Annotated in this window: 13 protein-coding genes and 1 pseudogene; 8 read left to right on the plus strand and 6 right to left on the minus strand. The window is 71.0% G+C overall.

All coding sequences use genetic code 11. The features are described from left to right. Positions 1-31: 31 nt before the first annotated feature. Positions 32-1,072 carry a hypothetical protein gene (locus tag GTQ99_RS02420; protein ID WP_166614148.1) on the minus strand — a complete coding sequence of 347 codons (1,041 nt, stop codon included), beginning with the start codon at positions 1,070-1,072 and terminating at the stop codon, positions 32-34. A 294-nt stretch (positions 1,073-1,366) separates the two neighbouring features. Between GTQ99_RS02420 and GTQ99_RS02425 the strand changes: the two genes are divergently transcribed. The 3 genes from GTQ99_RS02425 (at position 1,367) to GTQ99_RS02435 (ending at position 5,718) form a co-directional block, all read left to right on the plus strand. Beyond that, complete coding sequence (locus tag GTQ99_RS02425; protein WP_166614149.1) at positions 1,367-2,062, plus strand: hypothetical protein; 696 nt, start codon at positions 1,367-1,369, stop codon at positions 2,060-2,062. Positions 2,063-2,115: 53 nt separating this feature from the next. Further along, entirely contained in the window at positions 2,116-3,714 is a 1,599-nt protein-coding gene (locus GTQ99_RS02430) for a protein kinase domain-containing protein (protein WP_166614150.1), read from the plus strand. A 1,221-nt stretch (positions 3,715-4,935) separates the two neighbouring features. Next, positions 4,936-5,718, plus strand: coding sequence for a M23 family metallopeptidase (locus GTQ99_RS02435; protein WP_205706650.1), 783 nt, complete (start codon positions 4,936-4,938; stop codon positions 5,716-5,718). A 351-nt stretch (positions 5,719-6,069) separates the two neighbouring features. Here GTQ99_RS02435 and GTQ99_RS27415 read toward each other — a convergent pair. The 3 genes and pseudogenes from GTQ99_RS27415 to GTQ99_RS02450 all read right to left on the minus strand — a co-directional run bounded on the left by GTQ99_RS27415 (position 6,070) and on the right by GTQ99_RS02450 (position 8,691). Continuing rightward, a pseudogene (locus GTQ99_RS27415) lies at positions 6,070-6,925 on the minus strand (IS5 family transposase). 150 nt (positions 6,926-7,075) lie between these two features. Beyond that, the gene (locus tag GTQ99_RS02445) at positions 7,076-7,936 is read right to left on the minus strand and encodes an alpha/beta fold hydrolase (RefSeq protein ID WP_166614152.1); all 861 of its coding nucleotides are present in this window, start codon (positions 7,934-7,936) and stop codon (positions 7,076-7,078) included. Further along, positions 7,936-8,691 carry a hypothetical protein gene (locus tag GTQ99_RS02450; RefSeq protein WP_166614153.1) on the minus strand — a complete coding sequence of 252 codons (756 nt, stop codon included), beginning with the start codon at positions 8,689-8,691 and terminating at the stop codon, positions 7,936-7,938. The genes GTQ99_RS02445 and GTQ99_RS02450 overlap by 1 nt, the downstream gene beginning before the upstream one ends. 270 nt (positions 8,692-8,961) lie before the next feature. Here GTQ99_RS02450 and GTQ99_RS02455 point away from each other — a divergent pair, with 270 nt between their 5' ends. Both GTQ99_RS02455 and GTQ99_RS02460 read left to right on the plus strand, forming a co-directional pair. Next, positions 8,962-9,309, plus strand: coding sequence for an OB-fold nucleic acid binding domain-containing protein (locus GTQ99_RS02455; RefSeq protein ID WP_240896624.1), 348 nt, complete (start codon positions 8,962-8,964; stop codon positions 9,307-9,309). A 54-nt stretch (positions 9,310-9,363) separates the two neighbouring features. Then, complete coding sequence (locus GTQ99_RS02460) at positions 9,364-9,726, plus strand: hypothetical protein (RefSeq protein ID WP_240896625.1); 363 nt, start codon at positions 9,364-9,366, stop codon at positions 9,724-9,726. Between the two features lie 39 nt (positions 9,727-9,765). Here the strand turns inward: GTQ99_RS02460 and GTQ99_RS02465 are convergent, their stop codons facing one another. After that, entirely contained in the window at positions 9,766-10,098 is a 333-nt protein-coding gene (locus tag GTQ99_RS02465) for a DUF4193 domain-containing protein (RefSeq protein WP_166614154.1), read from the minus strand. Positions 10,099-10,498: 400 nt separating this feature from the next. Between GTQ99_RS02465 and GTQ99_RS02470 the strand changes: the two genes are divergently transcribed. Together GTQ99_RS02470 and GTQ99_RS02475 are read left to right on the plus strand one after the other, a co-directional pair. Next, a complete protein-coding gene (locus GTQ99_RS02470) occupies positions 10,499-11,512 on the plus strand; it encodes a hypothetical protein (RefSeq protein ID WP_166614155.1) in 1,014 nt (337 codons plus the stop codon). A 269-nt stretch (positions 11,513-11,781) separates the two neighbouring features. Beyond that, a complete protein-coding gene (locus GTQ99_RS02475) occupies positions 11,782-13,239 on the plus strand; it encodes a hypothetical protein (protein WP_166614156.1) in 1,458 nt (485 codons plus the stop codon). Positions 13,240-13,344: 105 nt separating this feature from the next. Here GTQ99_RS02475 and GTQ99_RS02480 read toward each other — a convergent pair whose 3' ends face one another. After that, entirely contained in the window at positions 13,345-13,920 is a 576-nt protein-coding gene (locus GTQ99_RS02480) for a TetR/AcrR family transcriptional regulator (protein WP_166614157.1), read from the minus strand. 100 nt (positions 13,921-14,020) lie between these two features. Here GTQ99_RS02480 and GTQ99_RS02485 point away from each other — a divergent pair, with 100 nt between their 5' ends. Next, positions 14,021-14,848: an alpha/beta fold hydrolase gene (locus GTQ99_RS02485; protein WP_166614158.1), complete on the plus strand. Its 828-nt coding sequence runs from the start codon at positions 14,021-14,023 to the stop codon at positions 14,846-14,848. Positions 14,849-14,851: the final 3 nt, after the last annotated feature.

The following is a 14,851-nucleotide window of genomic DNA, read 5'->3' on the forward strand; positions in this document are numbered from 1 at the left end:
CCTACCACGACTGCACCGTGGAAAGCTCTGCTCAGCTACCACAGTGCTCCCAGGCCGACGCGCCGGCTTTGATCCCGTCGATCGAGCCGCCCCACTTGATGCAGCCAGGGGCCACCTTGCTGACAGGTCCGGCGTAGTACTTGAAGGATCCGGAGTTGGTGGCGACCGTCTGACCTCTCACCTGCAGGTAGGCGCTGGTGGACGTCACCTTGCCGAGATCACGCGCCTTCAGCGTCACCACGCAGTTCTGCCGCGCGCCGGCGTTCCAGAGCAGGTAGACCGTTCCCCGCCCGCCGACGTCGGCGGAGTCGATGACCTGGAAGCCTGCGCCGCAGACTTCCTCGGGGCTGTAGGGGTTGACCGGACCGCCCTGGCCGAGCAGCTTCAACAACGCGCGCGCATCACCCTCTCGCTCGTCGTAGCGATCGGGGAAGGCGGAGCGCTGCGTGGCCTGCGCGAGGTCCCCGGCGGTGCGGATCTTCTGCCCCCACGGGTCGATGCCGCGCTTGTCGAGGGCGATGGCCCCCTGCACACCGGGGGAGCCGGTGTAGAAGTGCTGCGCGGCCCACTTGACGTTCAGGCGGGGGTCCTTGCCGGGAACGCACCAACCACCGGCGCTGGGGCGCTGACCGGCCGGCACCCACACCCGGCGCTGCTGGAAGGCGCCGGCCGAGTCGTGGTCGCCCTCGCACGGTTGGGGGTTGGCGCGCACGTTGGACTCGACGATGACGGTCTCCAGGGCCGCCAGGACGGCTCGATCTGAGGCGTGCACGGCACGTCCGGCATCGCGGACCACGTGCGCCACCTTGACCTGCTCGGTGGTGAAGCTCTGCGCGTGCGCAGCGCTCGGTGCGGCGCTGAGCGCGGCGCCGCTGAGCAGGAGGACACCGCCCAGTCCGCCCAGGCCGCGCAGCACTGGGCGCAGGCGTCGTACCGGCTTCACCTGGCGGTCCTGCTGGCGGTCCTGCTGACGGTCCCGGTCCGGGCTGCGGGTGGGGAGCAGGACGCGGAGCACGGGGCGCAGGGCGCTGCGAGGGGAGGTCCGGTGGGCGGTCACCGGGGATGTGATCATGGTGGTCTCCGGGGTGGTGTGGGCGAGCGGGCGCACGGTGTGTGCGTTGGCGCTAGCCGTCAGCGACGGGGTCGGGCACACTGACCGCTGCCTGGGCGTGCGGGCGGCAGGTCCTTGAGGGGCTCAGTGGTGGCGCGGTCGGTGGAGGTGGCGATGTCAGCCTGGTCTCGAAGCAGCGCTCGCAGCAGGGCAGGGGCTGCCCCCTCAACACCGAACGGCGATCACACACCGCACGCAGCGCAGGCAGCGCAGGCAGCGCAGGCACCGCAGGCACCGCTCGCCGCGAGCTTCCAGGTGCGCTACGCCGACGAGGAACCGCACTCCTTCGCCAGCGGGACACGCATGCGCTTCGGGCGCGACGACGCCGCGTGCCAGATCCCGGTGTGGGAGCAGATCAACGGCCACTCGCTCTCGAAGGTCGCCGGCGAGCTGTGGTGCACCGGCCGGCAGATGTGGGTGCGCAACCTGTCCACCGCGCACGAGCTGGTGGTCGCCGGCACGTCGGGCAGCCAGCTGCTGCCCCCGCGCGTCGGCGACGAGCCCGGCCACGCCTGCTCAGTGCCGCTGCCGACCGGTACCGTCAGCGCCCCCAGCACAGGAGCGTGGTCGCTGAGCATCGAGCAGCTGCGACCCCTCGAGCCCGAGCACGGTGAGCTGCTCGGCGCTGCCCTGACACTGCGCATCGACGACATCCCCGACCGCCACCGTCAGGCCGCCGAGGCCCTGTGCGCGCCCCTGCTCGCCGGGCAGGCGGCGCCGGCCACGTACGCGCAGATCGCCGAACGCACCGGCTGGAGCGATCGGGTGGCGCGTCGGCGGGTGCAGGAGCTCTGCGAGCACTACCGCCCGCAGATCCAGGCACTGCCCGGTGGCCGCCTGCCCCAGGAGACCCTCACCCAGGCCGTCGCGCGCACCCTCGTGACCCGCAACAAGCTCACCGCACCCCGCTCCCGCACCGCGCAGACCACCGCGGCGGAGGAGCACGGGTGAGCGGGCGTGACGGCGCCGGCGCACGCGGAGGGGACGAGGTCGACGGTGAGTCCGTGACCGTCCACGACGAACCCCCCGCCCTGGTCGAGCGCGATGAGTCCCCCGTCGCGCCCGCCACGGAGCAGCTGAGCGCCCAGCCGCCGCAGGTCGGCTGGCTGCCGGCCGACTTCGAAGCCACCGGCCCACCCCTCGGAGTGGGCGCCACGGCGATCGTCTGGCCGGCCAGGCACGTCCTGGACGGGCGCAGCTTTGCCTTGAAGGTCTGGCGACGCCCCTTCACCGACGACGCCGAGCGGCAACGCTTTCGCCGCGAGATCCGCCAGCACGTCACGCTGAACCAGGTGAGCTGGCACATCGTCACCTACACCTGGGCCTCAGAGGAGCCCGGTGGGGGGCTGCCTTGGATCGGCATGCAGCAACACGGTGAATCGCTGGAGCAGCTGCAGCAACGACAGCCCGTGCCGCTGGAGGAGGCGCTCGTGCTCGGTGCCGACCTCTTGGCAGGCTTGAGCGCGATGCACCAGCTGAAGATGGTGCACCGCGATGTCAAACCTGCCAATGTGGTGGCCGAGCACGGGCGGGCCAAGCTGTGCGACCTCGGTCTGGCCCTGGACCTGTCCGCCCTCACCCAGGACAACGCCGCCGGCACCCCCCGCTACCTCGCCCCCGAGCTGCTCGACGGCACCACGCGTCCTAGCCGACGCACCGACGTCTACGCCGCGGCGCAGACACTGCGCACCATTATCGGCACGGACGTGCCGGAGCCCTTGGAGCAGCTGCTGACCGAGGCTGCGTCGGTAAACCCTGCAGACCGGCCAGCTGATGCCGGTGCCTTCGAGCGGATGTTCCGGCAGGCCTGTGGTGCGCTGGGGCATCGCCTGGTGCCTCCCCTTCCTGCGCCCTCGAGCACACCGACGAGCCAGACGGGCACCACGGATACCACGGGCAGCGAAGAGGTGCCGGCGCGGGAGCGCGATGAGCGACCCGCACGTCCTCGGTGGCGCACCCTGCGGGCGGGTGCGCTCAGCGCCGGTGTCATCATCGCCGTGCTGATCACCGTGCTTGCGATGGACGGGGACGTCACCAACCTCAAGGTCGCCCCGAACCGTGCGGCGACGACACCTTCAGCGACGACACCTCCAGCCGCGGCGAGCACCCCGGCGACGTCCGCGCCCGCTGCCGCAGAGAACACGGGAAGCCCGCCGGTCACTGCCGCTCAGCTACCCGACGCCCGCTTGGCTCCTCCCGACATCGCCGAGGACGACACGCCGGTGCTGCTGCCCTCCACCAAGGCCGGCCGGTGCTCCGACGCAGTCAGGGGCGCTACGTCCACCGGCGATCACTCCTTCATCATCGACGGTACCGTCATCGCCCGGATCCAGACCTACTACAGCCCGACCCTGCAGCAAGCCTGCGCCAAGCTGGTCAAGGCGGACAACAGTGAGATGCGCGGTGTCCCCACGCACTTGGCGATCACCCTGTGCGGCGACGCCAACTCCTGCGACCACGACTGGAACTCCTACCCCATCGATGCGGGACCGGTCGTGGTGCCCTCCCACGACGGGTGCATCAGCTGGCGGGCCTCCATGAGAGACCAAGGCGACACCCGCTGGCTGCTGCGGGACAGCACACAACGACAAGGGTGCCTGTGAGCTCGTCCCACCCAAGAGCCCACCGCCACGTCGACGAATGAACAGTCGATCACCGAGTACAGGTGCCCACTGACGCAGGTCGCCGACGACGCCGCCCGACTGTCTCGCACGCTCGCCATGCCGTCCGCGCGAGCATTCTTAACGTGCATCCGCCTTGCACTCCACCACCACGCGGCTGCAGTGCCGGCTGGCTGACTGCCGGCTGGACATGCGCAACCACCGCAGGGGCAGCCGCTGCCCCTGACAGGTCCGGCGAGCGGCGCCATGCTTCCTGCATGTCCACCGCTGAGGCATCCAGGCGGCGCACCGCTGACGACCTCACACGCACGAGCACCGCCTTTCAGCCGACGTCCGACACGCCAGCCGCCAGTGCACGTGCCGCCTACGCCACCTTCCAGGCATCACTGCGCTACCAGGCTCTGGATGCCCATGGACTGCCAGGCCCGACGTCCCCGGCGAAGCTGGTAACCAATCGCTTCACCTTGGCTCACAGGATCCAGTTCAGCAGTACTCATGACAACTACGGCGGCCGGCGCGTGAGAACCCGGACGCAGGAGTCGCCCCTAGGGCCGCGATCGGGCAGCGGTCTGATGTGGTGAAAGGACATCTTGCGTGATAGCCGGCCAGCACCGTGCGGGGATGGACAGCAACGTCGCTGACGCGACCGCGCGCCGACCCTCCACCTTGGTGACGGTAGCGCCCCGATCCGCGTCACAAACGGAGAACGTCACCATGCGCGGAACAAGGTCGCCCGCCGTGCTGGCCGTAGCGACAACAGTCATAGCTCAATGCATGAAAGAATGTCTTCGGGCGAGCGGCACTGTACTTCTTGTGCTGCGGTGCCGAAGCGGTCGGTGCAGAAATACGAACTTCACGCAGAGAAGCCGTTCCGACTGCTGCCTTGGCGTTCGAGCACGTGCAGGGCCGCACCCAGCTGCACCCGCGAGGCAGAGACTTACCTTGCATCAGATAGAGACGGCACGACAGCTCGTCCACCGTTCGTCAATTGCCTGTGACTGACCAACCAATGCCGTGCAGCAGTGCATGTGCGCGTTACAGCGCGTAGAGCGCAACCGGCGCCAGAGGGCGCATCACACATGACCCGACGACGAAGGACACCCGATGCGTACAGCAAGACTGCTCATCTCCACAATCGCCGCGGTCACAGCCTGCCTCGCCGTGCAAGCTGCTCCCGCCGCAGCCTCCGGCCAGCGTCCCCTGATGCAAGCCCCCTTCCCGTGTGGGCAATCTTGGAGGGGTGACTCCGACAACAGCAGCGCTCACGCAGGAACTCACGAGATCGACTTCAATCGAGGCGCCAGCGCGACCGCTGACCTTGGCGACACCATCGTCGCCGCCGCCCGCGGTCGAGTCGTCACCGCCGCTCACCAGGGAAGCGCTAACGGGTACGGCAACCTCGTCAAGATTGATCATGGAAACGGTTGGTACACCTACTACGCTCACCTGCGTAGCATTTCCGTTCGCGCCGGCACGACAGTGAAACAGGGGCAGAAAATCGGAGAGCTCGGCAACACCAGCAAGCCCGGTAACGCAATCTCACCGCACCTCCACTTCGAGCTGCGCAACGACGGATCCTACCCGGGAAGCGTCGAGCCTGTCCGATTCGATGGCACCCAATTCGCCTATCCCGAGCAGAGCATCACTTCGCGCAACTGCAACGATCCAGAGCAATTGTGCGGTCCTGGCTTCAGGGCGATCGACTGGGCCTATCTGCGCGGCTCGGCAGGCGTCCACCAAGGAACCGTTTACCTCGCGTGGAACGCCTCCACGTCCAACAATTGCGTCGTCACTGTGAAGCATCGCAACCGTAGTGCATCCAGCGCGACAAGTGCTTACCTTGAGCCGGCGGGGAGCAAGCGCTCGACCGACTCTGGTTCCTTCACCTCTTATGCAGGCCCAGTCACGCGCTCCTCGCCTGGCTGCATCCGCTGGGGCGGCGCCATCAGCGGTGTCACCTACAACAGTCCCAGCGAGCACTGCTGACAGCAAGGGAACTGCGCTGATGCTGTAATCCCTGGTGCGCGCCTTCTCAGTGAGATTGTTGACCGCTACGGCGCTCACAGTCGGCACACCTTCTGCACCCGCGGCGGCCGACACGCGAAGTTGCTTGACCACCGCGACGCTGGGTGCTCGCACTGAGAAGGTGCTGAGCAACCCTGCCGCTCCCAGTAGATACTCCTCCGAGTCTCAAGTCATCGCCTGCCAGCGGCCCGGCTACGCCACCGCGATGGTCGGGTGGGACTGTCTACCTCACCGCCGAGGTCGTTCACCTAGGCCGGGAGCCGTCTATGATGGCGAGGGTGGTCCATACCGTTCTAGGACATGTCCTGTAGATCACTGCAAGTGCAGCGTGACGCAGGTGATGATCACCTCGCTGTGGAAGTAGGCGGCACGCTTGGCGTAGCGGGTGGCGATGGCGCGGAACTGCTTGAGGCGGTCGATGCAGCGCTCGACGACGTTGCATGGGCGGTGGATGTCGGCATCGAAGGCCGGTTGACGCCCGCCTGCTGATCCCTTCGCCTTACGGCGGGAGATCTGGTCGCTCTTCTGAGGGATGGTGGCTTTGACGCCTCGGCGGCGCAGCGCCTCTCGAGTGGGGCGGTGGGCGTAGGCCTGGAGGTACCGCCCGCTTGCGGGGGAGCGGCGATCACCCGCTCGACGCACAGGCGGCGGCCGCTGACGTGGAGGTCGGCCAAGGCGTCCAGCAGCGGTAGGAGCTGGGGGTTGTCCCCGGCCTAGCCGGGGGTGAGGAGCACGGCCAGCGGCAGAGCGTCCGCATCGACGGCTAGGTGCAGCTTTGAGGTCAGGTCGCCGCGTGAACGGCCCATGCACTCTCCCTCAACGGCCAGGGCTTCGATCCAGGCTGCACACGCCTTTTTGCGGGCATCGGCGGCGTGGTGGTGGGCTCGGACATGGGTGGAGTCGATGCTGAGGACCGTGTCCGTGCGTGGTGGGCGAAGCGCGCCGTCGGCAGCGGCAGAACCGGGTGTGGTGATGAGGCTGGCGCGGAGGCGCTGCCGGGTGCCGTCAGCGGTCCACCTGCGTAGCCGTTCGTGTGCCTCTTCCAGGAACCGTAGCGTCGGGGCACTTCCCGCCGAGGCGCTCTGGTCCACAGCTTCCAGAGGATGGCGTTGAGCACTTGGCGGCGGTCTCACCAGCGTGCTCCCCGGCGCCCGGTCGCAGGCAGCAGGGGCTAAATCCGTGCCCCCATGGCATCGCTGAGCTCACGAGGTGCCCGCCGACTCAGCGCACCACGCTGGGCGCCGGGGTCGGCGGTTCGGGCGCTCCGAGGCTGGATGAGGCTGGATGTGGCCCGGGTCCGAACGTGTCTGCTGACGGTTCATCGCAAGTACGGCGTGGTCAGGGACAGGAACTGCTCGGCGTCGTCGAGCCAGGGAAAGTGCCCGGCTGCGGCCTGAATGACCAGCTCGCAGCGCGGGAAGAGACCGGCGAGCCTGGCCATCGCCTCAGGAGGGGAGTTCACGTCGACCTCCCCCGCCAGCAGCAGCACCGGGGAGGTGAACGCCGTCATCGCGGCGCGGGTGGCTGGCGGATCGAAGGCGCCGCCAGCACCGAAGATGCCAGCGGCCTCGCGGTTGCGCTGCACCTGCTGCGCCGCATGCAGGGCCTGAGCCCGCTCGTCCCAGCGGCCGTACCAGAACGGGGCGATCGCCTCGAAGGCGGCGGCGTCTGCGCGGCCTGCGACGACCGCTTCGAGGGCTGTAAAGGTGGCGGTAAACCACGGCTCGTCTCGACGGAGCCGGGCCACCGCCAGTCGGTCCTGGCCGGTGACGGGGACGCCGACGGCCGCGACGCTCGGCGTGATCAGAGCCAGCTTCCCGACCCGCTCGGGGTGGTGCTGCGCGTAGAGCACCGCGAGGTTGGCGCCGGCGCAGTGCGCGAGCAGATCGACCCGGTCGAGCCGAAGGTGCGCGCGCAGGGCGTCGACGTCGTCGACGAGGCGGTCGCAGCGGCAGGAGGTGACGTCCTGCGGGGTCGCCGAGCGGCCGGTTCCCCGCAGATCCAGCAGCACCAGCTGCCGGTGGGCGGACAGCCCACCGAGGCCGCCGAGGTAGCTCGAGTCCTGCATCGGTCCGCCGGGAAGGCAGACCAGCGGGGCACCATGGCCCACGAGGCGGTAGGCGAGGCGGGTGCCGTCGTGGGCGGAGAAGGTGACTTCGCGCCCTGCGTCGGGCCGCATCAACGCGACCTCTCGTCGTAGTCGACGTGCAGGAATCCGTCATCGCAGCTGCTCAGCCGGCCACCGGCTATGGCCATCGCCTCCGCCTCGTCCGCGAGCTCCTGGTAGGCGGCTGCGGCCTGCAGCAGGCTCGCGGCTCCATCGGCAGCGTGCTGGAAGGGCAGCACCTCCCGGGTCCGGACGAGGGCGCCGTGGACGACGGCGTGCAGCCGCAGCGCGCTGCCCTCGGCGACCAGGTCGAGCCCGATCCCGACGCGTGCCGTGCTGACACCCCACCGGGCTGCGGCGACGTCTGCGGGCCTCACCTGCGGGGCTATCTCGGCGAGGACGTCGGCGGGGACCGCGGGGCCGCTGACCTGCTCCAGCGACCGTGCCGTGCAGAGCAGGACCGCAGTCCCGGGTGCCGCAGCGATGTCGAAGACCGCCTCGTCCACCAGGGGAGGATCATGGATCAGCCTCAGCCGCCGGGCTGGCGTCGGCGGGCTCGCCGCCGCAGGGGTGCTGAGGTCCTCAGGTGCCTGCCGCGCCCGCTGTCGCCGGGACGCACGGGCAGCCACCAGGTGACCGCTGCGCATCGGTTCCACCAGCCACCAGCCTGCGGTGTGCGCGGCGGTGAGCTTCGCCGCCAGCTCCCGCAGCAGCGTCACGGCCTGGGTCAAGCCGATCGCGGAGTCCAGCTGCCACCGGTGCCGGGTCTGGTACGCAGATCCCGTCCACGGCGACGGCGGCCGGGGCGAGAGGTCGTGCTCGGTCATCATGCGCATGGTGCTACCTCCAGGCGCAGGACCTCGCCAGCCTGGCGGGTGAGCGACAGCTACAGCTGTCGGGCCAGCACCAGGCCGAAAGCCCTGCGCACAGTCGAGCCAGCGGGGTTCCCCAGGAAGGAGTCCAGCGCCAGCAGCCCCATGCTGACACAGACGACGTCGACCGCGGCAGCGCAGGTCGCCCCGTGCCCCCTTCCCGTGTCCGCGATCATGACGTCACGGTCACCATGATCGGCAGGACACGGCCTAGCCAGCACCGGGATGGACCTGCAGCAGCACGTCCTCACCCCGCACCTGCCTGAGCTGCGCCGGCGCGGCTGCACCCCGGCCGAGCGGCTGCTGGAGGTGCGCACCGACGTCGACGTCCTCGTCGCCGGGGTACGGGTGGCGACCCGGACCCCGCCGGTGCGCTCCGGGCGGCGGGTGGCGTTCCTGACCCTGGACGACGGCACCGGCTGCGTGGACGTCACCGTCGTCGCCGACGCGCAGGAAGCCACCAGCCACCACCTGCTGCACCGGGCATCGCTGCCGCCGGTCACCGGGCAGGTGCGCCGCACCGGCCCGCGCGGGCTCGGCGTCCGCGCCCTCCAGCTGCACGCCACGCCGTGAGGGTCACCCCTCGGCGCCCGTGTCCCCGGTCAGCGGACCCGGTGAAGATCAGGAGTGGGTGCCGCGGCTGCACCCGTTCCCGACGGTGCTGACGGTGTGGACTCCTTCTCGGCATTGCTCACCCTGGCCTGCCCGATGGCAGGGGGTGTCACCGTCGTGATCGCCGTCGTGTTCGCCCTGATCACACCACCACGGCGACCGGCAACGGTCCTGCTCGCCCTGGCCGGCGCCGGGCTCGCCGCGGTCTGGATCGTGCTGACCCACCAGGGCGGCGTCCGCGCCGACGTGACCGGGACCAGCGGCAGCATCCTCGACGACGTCATCTGGCTCGTCGTCGCCGCCGCCCTCAGCGCCACCTCCCTCGTCCTCGGTGCATGGCACCGCCGACGTCACTCGCCGATCCGGGCGTTGTCGTGACGAGCGGCTGAAGGTGACGAGCGACCGAAGCCGATCGGGTCAGCCGACCGAGGCGGCGTGTCGGTCGGCGCACTCGTTGCAGATCAGCTGACCGTCGCCGCCGCTCTGCGCGGCGTGCAGCTGGTTGCGGTGCTTGACCAGGAAGCAGCTGGTGCAGGTGAACTCGTCCTGCTGGCGCGGCAGCACCCGCACCGACAGCTCCTCACCCGACAGGTCTGCTCCAGGCGGCTCGAATCCTTCCGCGGCTTCGGCCTCGTCCTCATCGACGCGGGCGGACGACGTCCCGTCCGCGCGGTGGGACTTCAGCTCCTCGATGGAGTCGGTGTCCGAGTCCTCACCGGTCTTGCGTGGGGCGTCGTAGTCGGTCGCCATCGGTACCTCTCGTCACGTTCTGCGCTGTCCGCCCCGAGGTCGGCCCGGCTTCCCCAGGCCGCCGTCTCAGCAGGGCGCCGTACTCAACCACGCCAGGACCACACGCATGCCCGCGCCACGCCACGAGATGTCGCCACGCGGTGGCCGCGCTGTGCCATGTCGCAGCCGTGTCACAGCCGGGCCGCAGCCATGCCGGGGCCGATCCAACCCGGGACCCGCTCATGAGCAGCCGGTGGCCCTGAGGCCACCGCGCGGATCAGGCCCCGCCGGAGCCCATGTCGCTCTCTGTATCGAAGCGGTGGCAGCGTGTCGTGGGGGCGGGGCATGCTGAAAGCAGCCCGGTCTGGACCGCTGCACCAGGGCGCACCGGAGCACGGGCAGCAGATCGGGGGACGACGTCGTGGGCATCGCCTGGGTGGAGGCGGCCCGGTTGGCGCGCGCCAACCGCAGCCAGCAGGAGGAGCTCGAGGACCGCCAGACCGCCCTGCAGAAGCGCGCGGAGCGGGAGCGGCAGGCGCAGGAGCAGCGGCGTCGGGAGGTCTACGAGCAGGTCCTGGTGCCCTTCCGCGACGTCTTCGCCCGGCTGAAGAACATCGACCTCGCCGAGCTGGCCAGCATCGACCTGCCCAGTGCCGGGCACACCCCACAGGTGGAGGTCACCCAGGTGCGCCTGAGCGCCCTGCAGACCGTCGGGGCGCTGGCCGGCGGGCTGGGTGCTGGGGCCGGGGCCGGCGTGGGCACCGTCGCCGCGGTCACCGCCTTCGCCGCCGCCTCCACCGGGACCTCGATCTCGGCGTTGTCCGGGGCGGCGGCTTCCAGCGCCACCCTGGCGTGGCTCGGTGGTGGGTCGCTGGCCGCCGGCGGGTACGGCGTGGCCGGCGGAACGATCGTCCTCGGCGGTCTGGTGGCTGCACCGGCGATCCTCGCCACCGCCGGGGTGCTGATCTGGCAGGGGCGACGTCACCACCGCCGCCAGCGGGAGACCGCGGAGGAGCTCACGCAGGCCGAGGTCGACCTGGCCAGGGCCGAGGACAACACCGCCGCGGTGATCCGCCGCAGCCGCCAGGTCCGCACCCTGCTCACCGACCTGCAGGCCGAGGCCGGCGACCACCTCGAAAAGCTGAGGAGCCTCGTCGACGCTGAGGCGGACTACGCGCTCTACACCCCCGACCAGCGGGCCCAGTTCGCGACGACGGTCTCGCTGATGACGACGACGATCTCGGTGATGGCCACCGCACTGGCGGACGAGCACGGGGTGGTGAGCGACCTGTCGGGTCAGGTCGTCGACGACGCCCGCCAGCGCCTGCAGGACCTCGCCGCTGACCGTGCAGACGAGCACGCCGCCGCCGCAGACACCGCCGCAGACGCTGCCGCCGAAGCGGCCTCCTGGCCGAGGCCGGGAGCGGCGTCATGAGCGAGGGCATGGCTGAAGACCCCGACGAAAGCGTCGAGGCGCCACAACGTGTCGAAGCCTCGGGGGCTGACTTCCCGGAGTCCAGCGAGCCTGACGCTTCTGGTGGCCCCGAAGAACCCGGTGTGTCGGGCCGGCGCGCTCGCCGGGCCTGGCGGGCTGCGGCACGAGCTGGGGTACAGGCTGGAGCGGAGGCCGCAGCCGGGGCGGCAGCGGGCGCCGCAGCGAAGGCCGCGGCGAAGGTGGGGGCACAAACGGCGGCGTGGACGCTGGTGAACGCCGCCACCCGCCGCCACGCCGCCCAGACCGCGGAGGCTCTGCGGATCCGGGAGCTCGCCCAGCAGGTCGCCCAGCGCTACAGCAACCTCGGGATCCCTCAGCGCGCCGGGCACCTCTTCGAGGTCATGCACGAGGCGACCTTCAACCACGACGCCATCGCTAAGGGCTCGAGGATCCGCGCCTCCACCACCGAGTGGGTCAAGGGTGGCTCGCAGAGCGCACCCGCGGACCTGCACATCAGGGACGAGGGTGGGCGGCTGCTGGCCGCGGCCCAGGCGAAGCTGATGGGGAAGGCGACGACCGCCGCCAGCGGCATCTCCCACGAGCGCTACGAGGGGATGCAGCGCCTCATCGGCGCCGACAAGCTCGCCCGGGTGGAGGACCTGCTGGATCGGCGGCTGCAGATGAACCCGGAGGGCTTGAAGTTCGACGACTACGTCGACGCCCGCGCCCACGTCACCGACACCCTGCACCTCGACACCACGGACACCACCGGCACTGTCGGGAACGCCACCACCGTGAGCAGCCGCCCGGTGTCCACCGAGCAGGCCCACCACGCCGCCACCAACCCCTCTCGGTGGGGGGACAAGCACGCCGCTTCCGTCGCCTCCCACGAGATCGGCGCGGCGATGGCGTTCGGGGCCGCCACCGGTGCCGCCGTGGCGGGGCTGATGGAGGCCGCGACCCAGGCCGCCCGGGTCCGCGCGGGGGAGACCTCCGCCGCGGCGGCCGCCGCGACCGCCGCCGGGGCGGCGGCGATGGGCGCGGTGCGCTCGGCCTCCGGGGCGGGGCTGGGCAAGGCCATCGGGATCGCCGCCCAGGCCGGCGCCCTGCCCGCCGCGTTCGGGCAGGGTTCGGTGCCGTCGGCGATGGCGGGAGCGGTCGTGGACATCACCGCCGCCGGGGTCGCCTTCGCCCGCGGCGACATCGACTCCGCCGAGCTGGCTGCGCGCTGCTGCGACTGCGCGCTGCAGGCGACGCTGGTGGGGGTGTGCGGCGGGCTGGGGCAGACGGTGATCCCGGTCCCGGTCGTCGGCGGGCTCGTCGGGGCGGTGGTGGGGCAAACCGCGGCGACGTTGATCAGCCAGGGCCTGCGCGCCGCGAGCGCCGCGGTCCGCGCCGAGCTCGCCGCCGGGGAGGACCTCGACGCCGAGCTCCTCGCGGCCCTGGAGGACGAGACCGCCTCCGCGCTCGCCACCGCGATCCTGCTCGGGGAGGCGGAGCGGGCGCTGGGGGAGGAGCGCAACACCTACGTGAGTGCCACCGTCGGGCCCCTGCTGGACGACGCCCTGATCGCGGTCACGAGCGCCGGCCCCGACGAGGCGCTCAAGCGGCTCGCGGAGGTGGCACGCTGCTTCACCGGGCAGCCGCTGTTCGTGACGGTGGACGAGTTCGACGCGTGGATGGCCGACCCGATGACGTCCTTGACGTTGAACCCGAACTGGCGCTGACTGCCGACCGTGATCAGACGGCCGCGCTCGCGGGCACCGGGATCACGGCGATCGCCGCCGCGGTCGGGCTCGACGTCGACGATGTGTCGGTGGTGGGCGGCGACGTCAGGCTGTCGGGACGGCCAGCGCCGCGTCGATGAGCGTCCCGGCCGCCGCGCGGGCGTGCGCGGCGGCCTCGGGGGAGCCCCCGATCGCCGCGGTCGTCTGCGCCCCCTCGGCCAGCAGCGCCAGCTGGGTGGCCAGCGCCGGCGGGGCGCCGAGCTCGGCGACGAGCCCGGCCAGGTAGCGCTGGAAGGACTCCTTCTGCACGCGCACGGCATCGGCCACGGCGGGGGAGACCCCGCCGAGCTCGCCGAAGGCGTTGATGAAGGCGCAGCCGCGGAAGTCGTCGCTGCGGAACCACTCGCCCAGGAAGTCGTAGACGGCCAGCAGGCGCTCGCGCGGTGAGGCCGCGGTGGCGCTCGCCGCGGCGATGCCCGCGTCCCAGGTGCCGCTGCGCCGGTGCAGCACGGCCACCACGAGGGCGTCCTTGGACGGGAACGCCGCGTAGAGGCGCTTCAGGGGGACACCCGCCGCCGCCCGCACGGCGTCCATGCCGACGGCCTGGACCCCGCGGGCGTTGAAGAGCCGGTCGGCCGCCTCCAGGACACGGGTCCGGTCCGCCGCCACGTCGCTCGCCATCGTTGCCCTCCCGGGGGTTGCATCGAGAACCGCCGTTCTCTACTGTAGGGCCATCGCCAGAGAACGACCGTTCTCAGGTCCGGTCCAGGAGGAGACGACCATGGGCACCATCACCGTCGGCCAGGAGAACTCGACCCCGATCGAGCTGTACTACGAGGACCACGGAACCGGCCAGGCCGTCGTCCTCATCCACGGCTACCCCCTCGACGGGTCCTCCTGGGAGCGCCAGGCCCGCGAGCTGCGCGCCGCCGGGTACCGGGTCGTCACCTACGACCGCCGCGGGTTCGGCCGCTCCTCCAAGGTCGAGACCGGCTACGACTACGACACCTTCGCCGCCGACCTGAACGCCGTCCTCACCACCCTGGACCTCACCGACGTCGTCCTCGTCGGGTTCTCCATGGGCACCGGCGAGCTCGCCCGCTACGCCAAGCTCTTCGGCACCGAGCGCATCGCGAAGTTCGCCTTCCTCGCCTCCCTGGAACCCGGGATGCTCGGCCAGGGCGTGCCGCAGTCGCTGTTCGACGGCATCGCGGCCCAGGCCAAGGCCGACCGCTTCGCCTGGTTCACGGCCTTCTACCAGGACTTCTACAACCTCGACGAGAACCTCGGCACCCGCATCTCCCAGCAGGCCGTGGACGCCAGCTGGAACACCGCCACCGCCAGCGCCCCGGTCGCCGCCCACGCCGTCGTCCCCACCTGGGTCGAGGACTTCACCGCCGACGTCGCCGCCGTGCGCGCCGGCGGCAAGCCCACCCTCATCGTCCACGGCACGGCGGACCGCACCCTGCCCATCGACGCCACCGGGCGCCCCTTCCGCGCCGCCTTCCCCGAGGCGGAGTACCACGAGATCGAGGGCGCCCCACACGGGATGCTGTGGACCCACGCCGACGAGGTCAACGCGCTCCTGATCCCGTTCGTCCAGGCGTAATCG

It is taken from the genome of Kineococcus vitellinus (assembly GCF_009906315.1).
In the GTDB taxonomy this organism is placed as follows: domain Bacteria; phylum Actinomycetota; class Actinomycetes; order Actinomycetales; family Kineococcaceae; genus Kineococcus; species Kineococcus vitellinus.

What these genes read in the sequence shown, in the direction of transcription:
- GTQ99_RS02420 (WP_166614148.1), bottom strand. Translation starts at nt 1,072, where the DNA reads ATGATCACATCCCCGGTGACCGCCCACCGGACCTCCCCTCGCAGCGCC.
- GTQ99_RS02435 (WP_205706650.1), top strand. Translation starts at nt 4,936, where the DNA reads ATGCAAGCCCCCTTCCCGTGTGGGCAATCTTGGAGGGGTGACTCCGAC.
- GTQ99_RS02445 (WP_166614152.1), bottom strand. Translation starts at nt 7,936, where the DNA reads ATGCGGCCCGACGCAGGGCGCGAAGTCACCTTCTCCGCCCACGACGGC.
- GTQ99_RS02450 (WP_166614153.1), bottom strand. Translation starts at nt 8,691, where the DNA reads ATGACCGAGCACGACCTCTCGCCCCGGCCGCCGTCGCCGTGGACGGGA.
- GTQ99_RS02455 (WP_240896624.1), top strand. Translation starts at nt 8,962, where the DNA reads ATGGACCTGCAGCAGCACGTCCTCACCCCGCACCTGCCTGAGCTGCGC.
- GTQ99_RS02465 (WP_166614154.1), bottom strand. Translation starts at nt 10,098, where the DNA reads ATGGCGACCGACTACGACGCCCCACGCAAGACCGGTGAGGACTCGGAC.
- GTQ99_RS02480 (WP_166614157.1), bottom strand. Translation starts at nt 13,920, where the DNA reads ATGGCGAGCGACGTGGCGGCGGACCGGACCCGTGTCCTGGAGGCGGCC.
- GTQ99_RS02485 (WP_166614158.1), top strand. Translation starts at nt 14,021, where the DNA reads ATGGGCACCATCACCGTCGGCCAGGAGAACTCGACCCCGATCGAGCTG.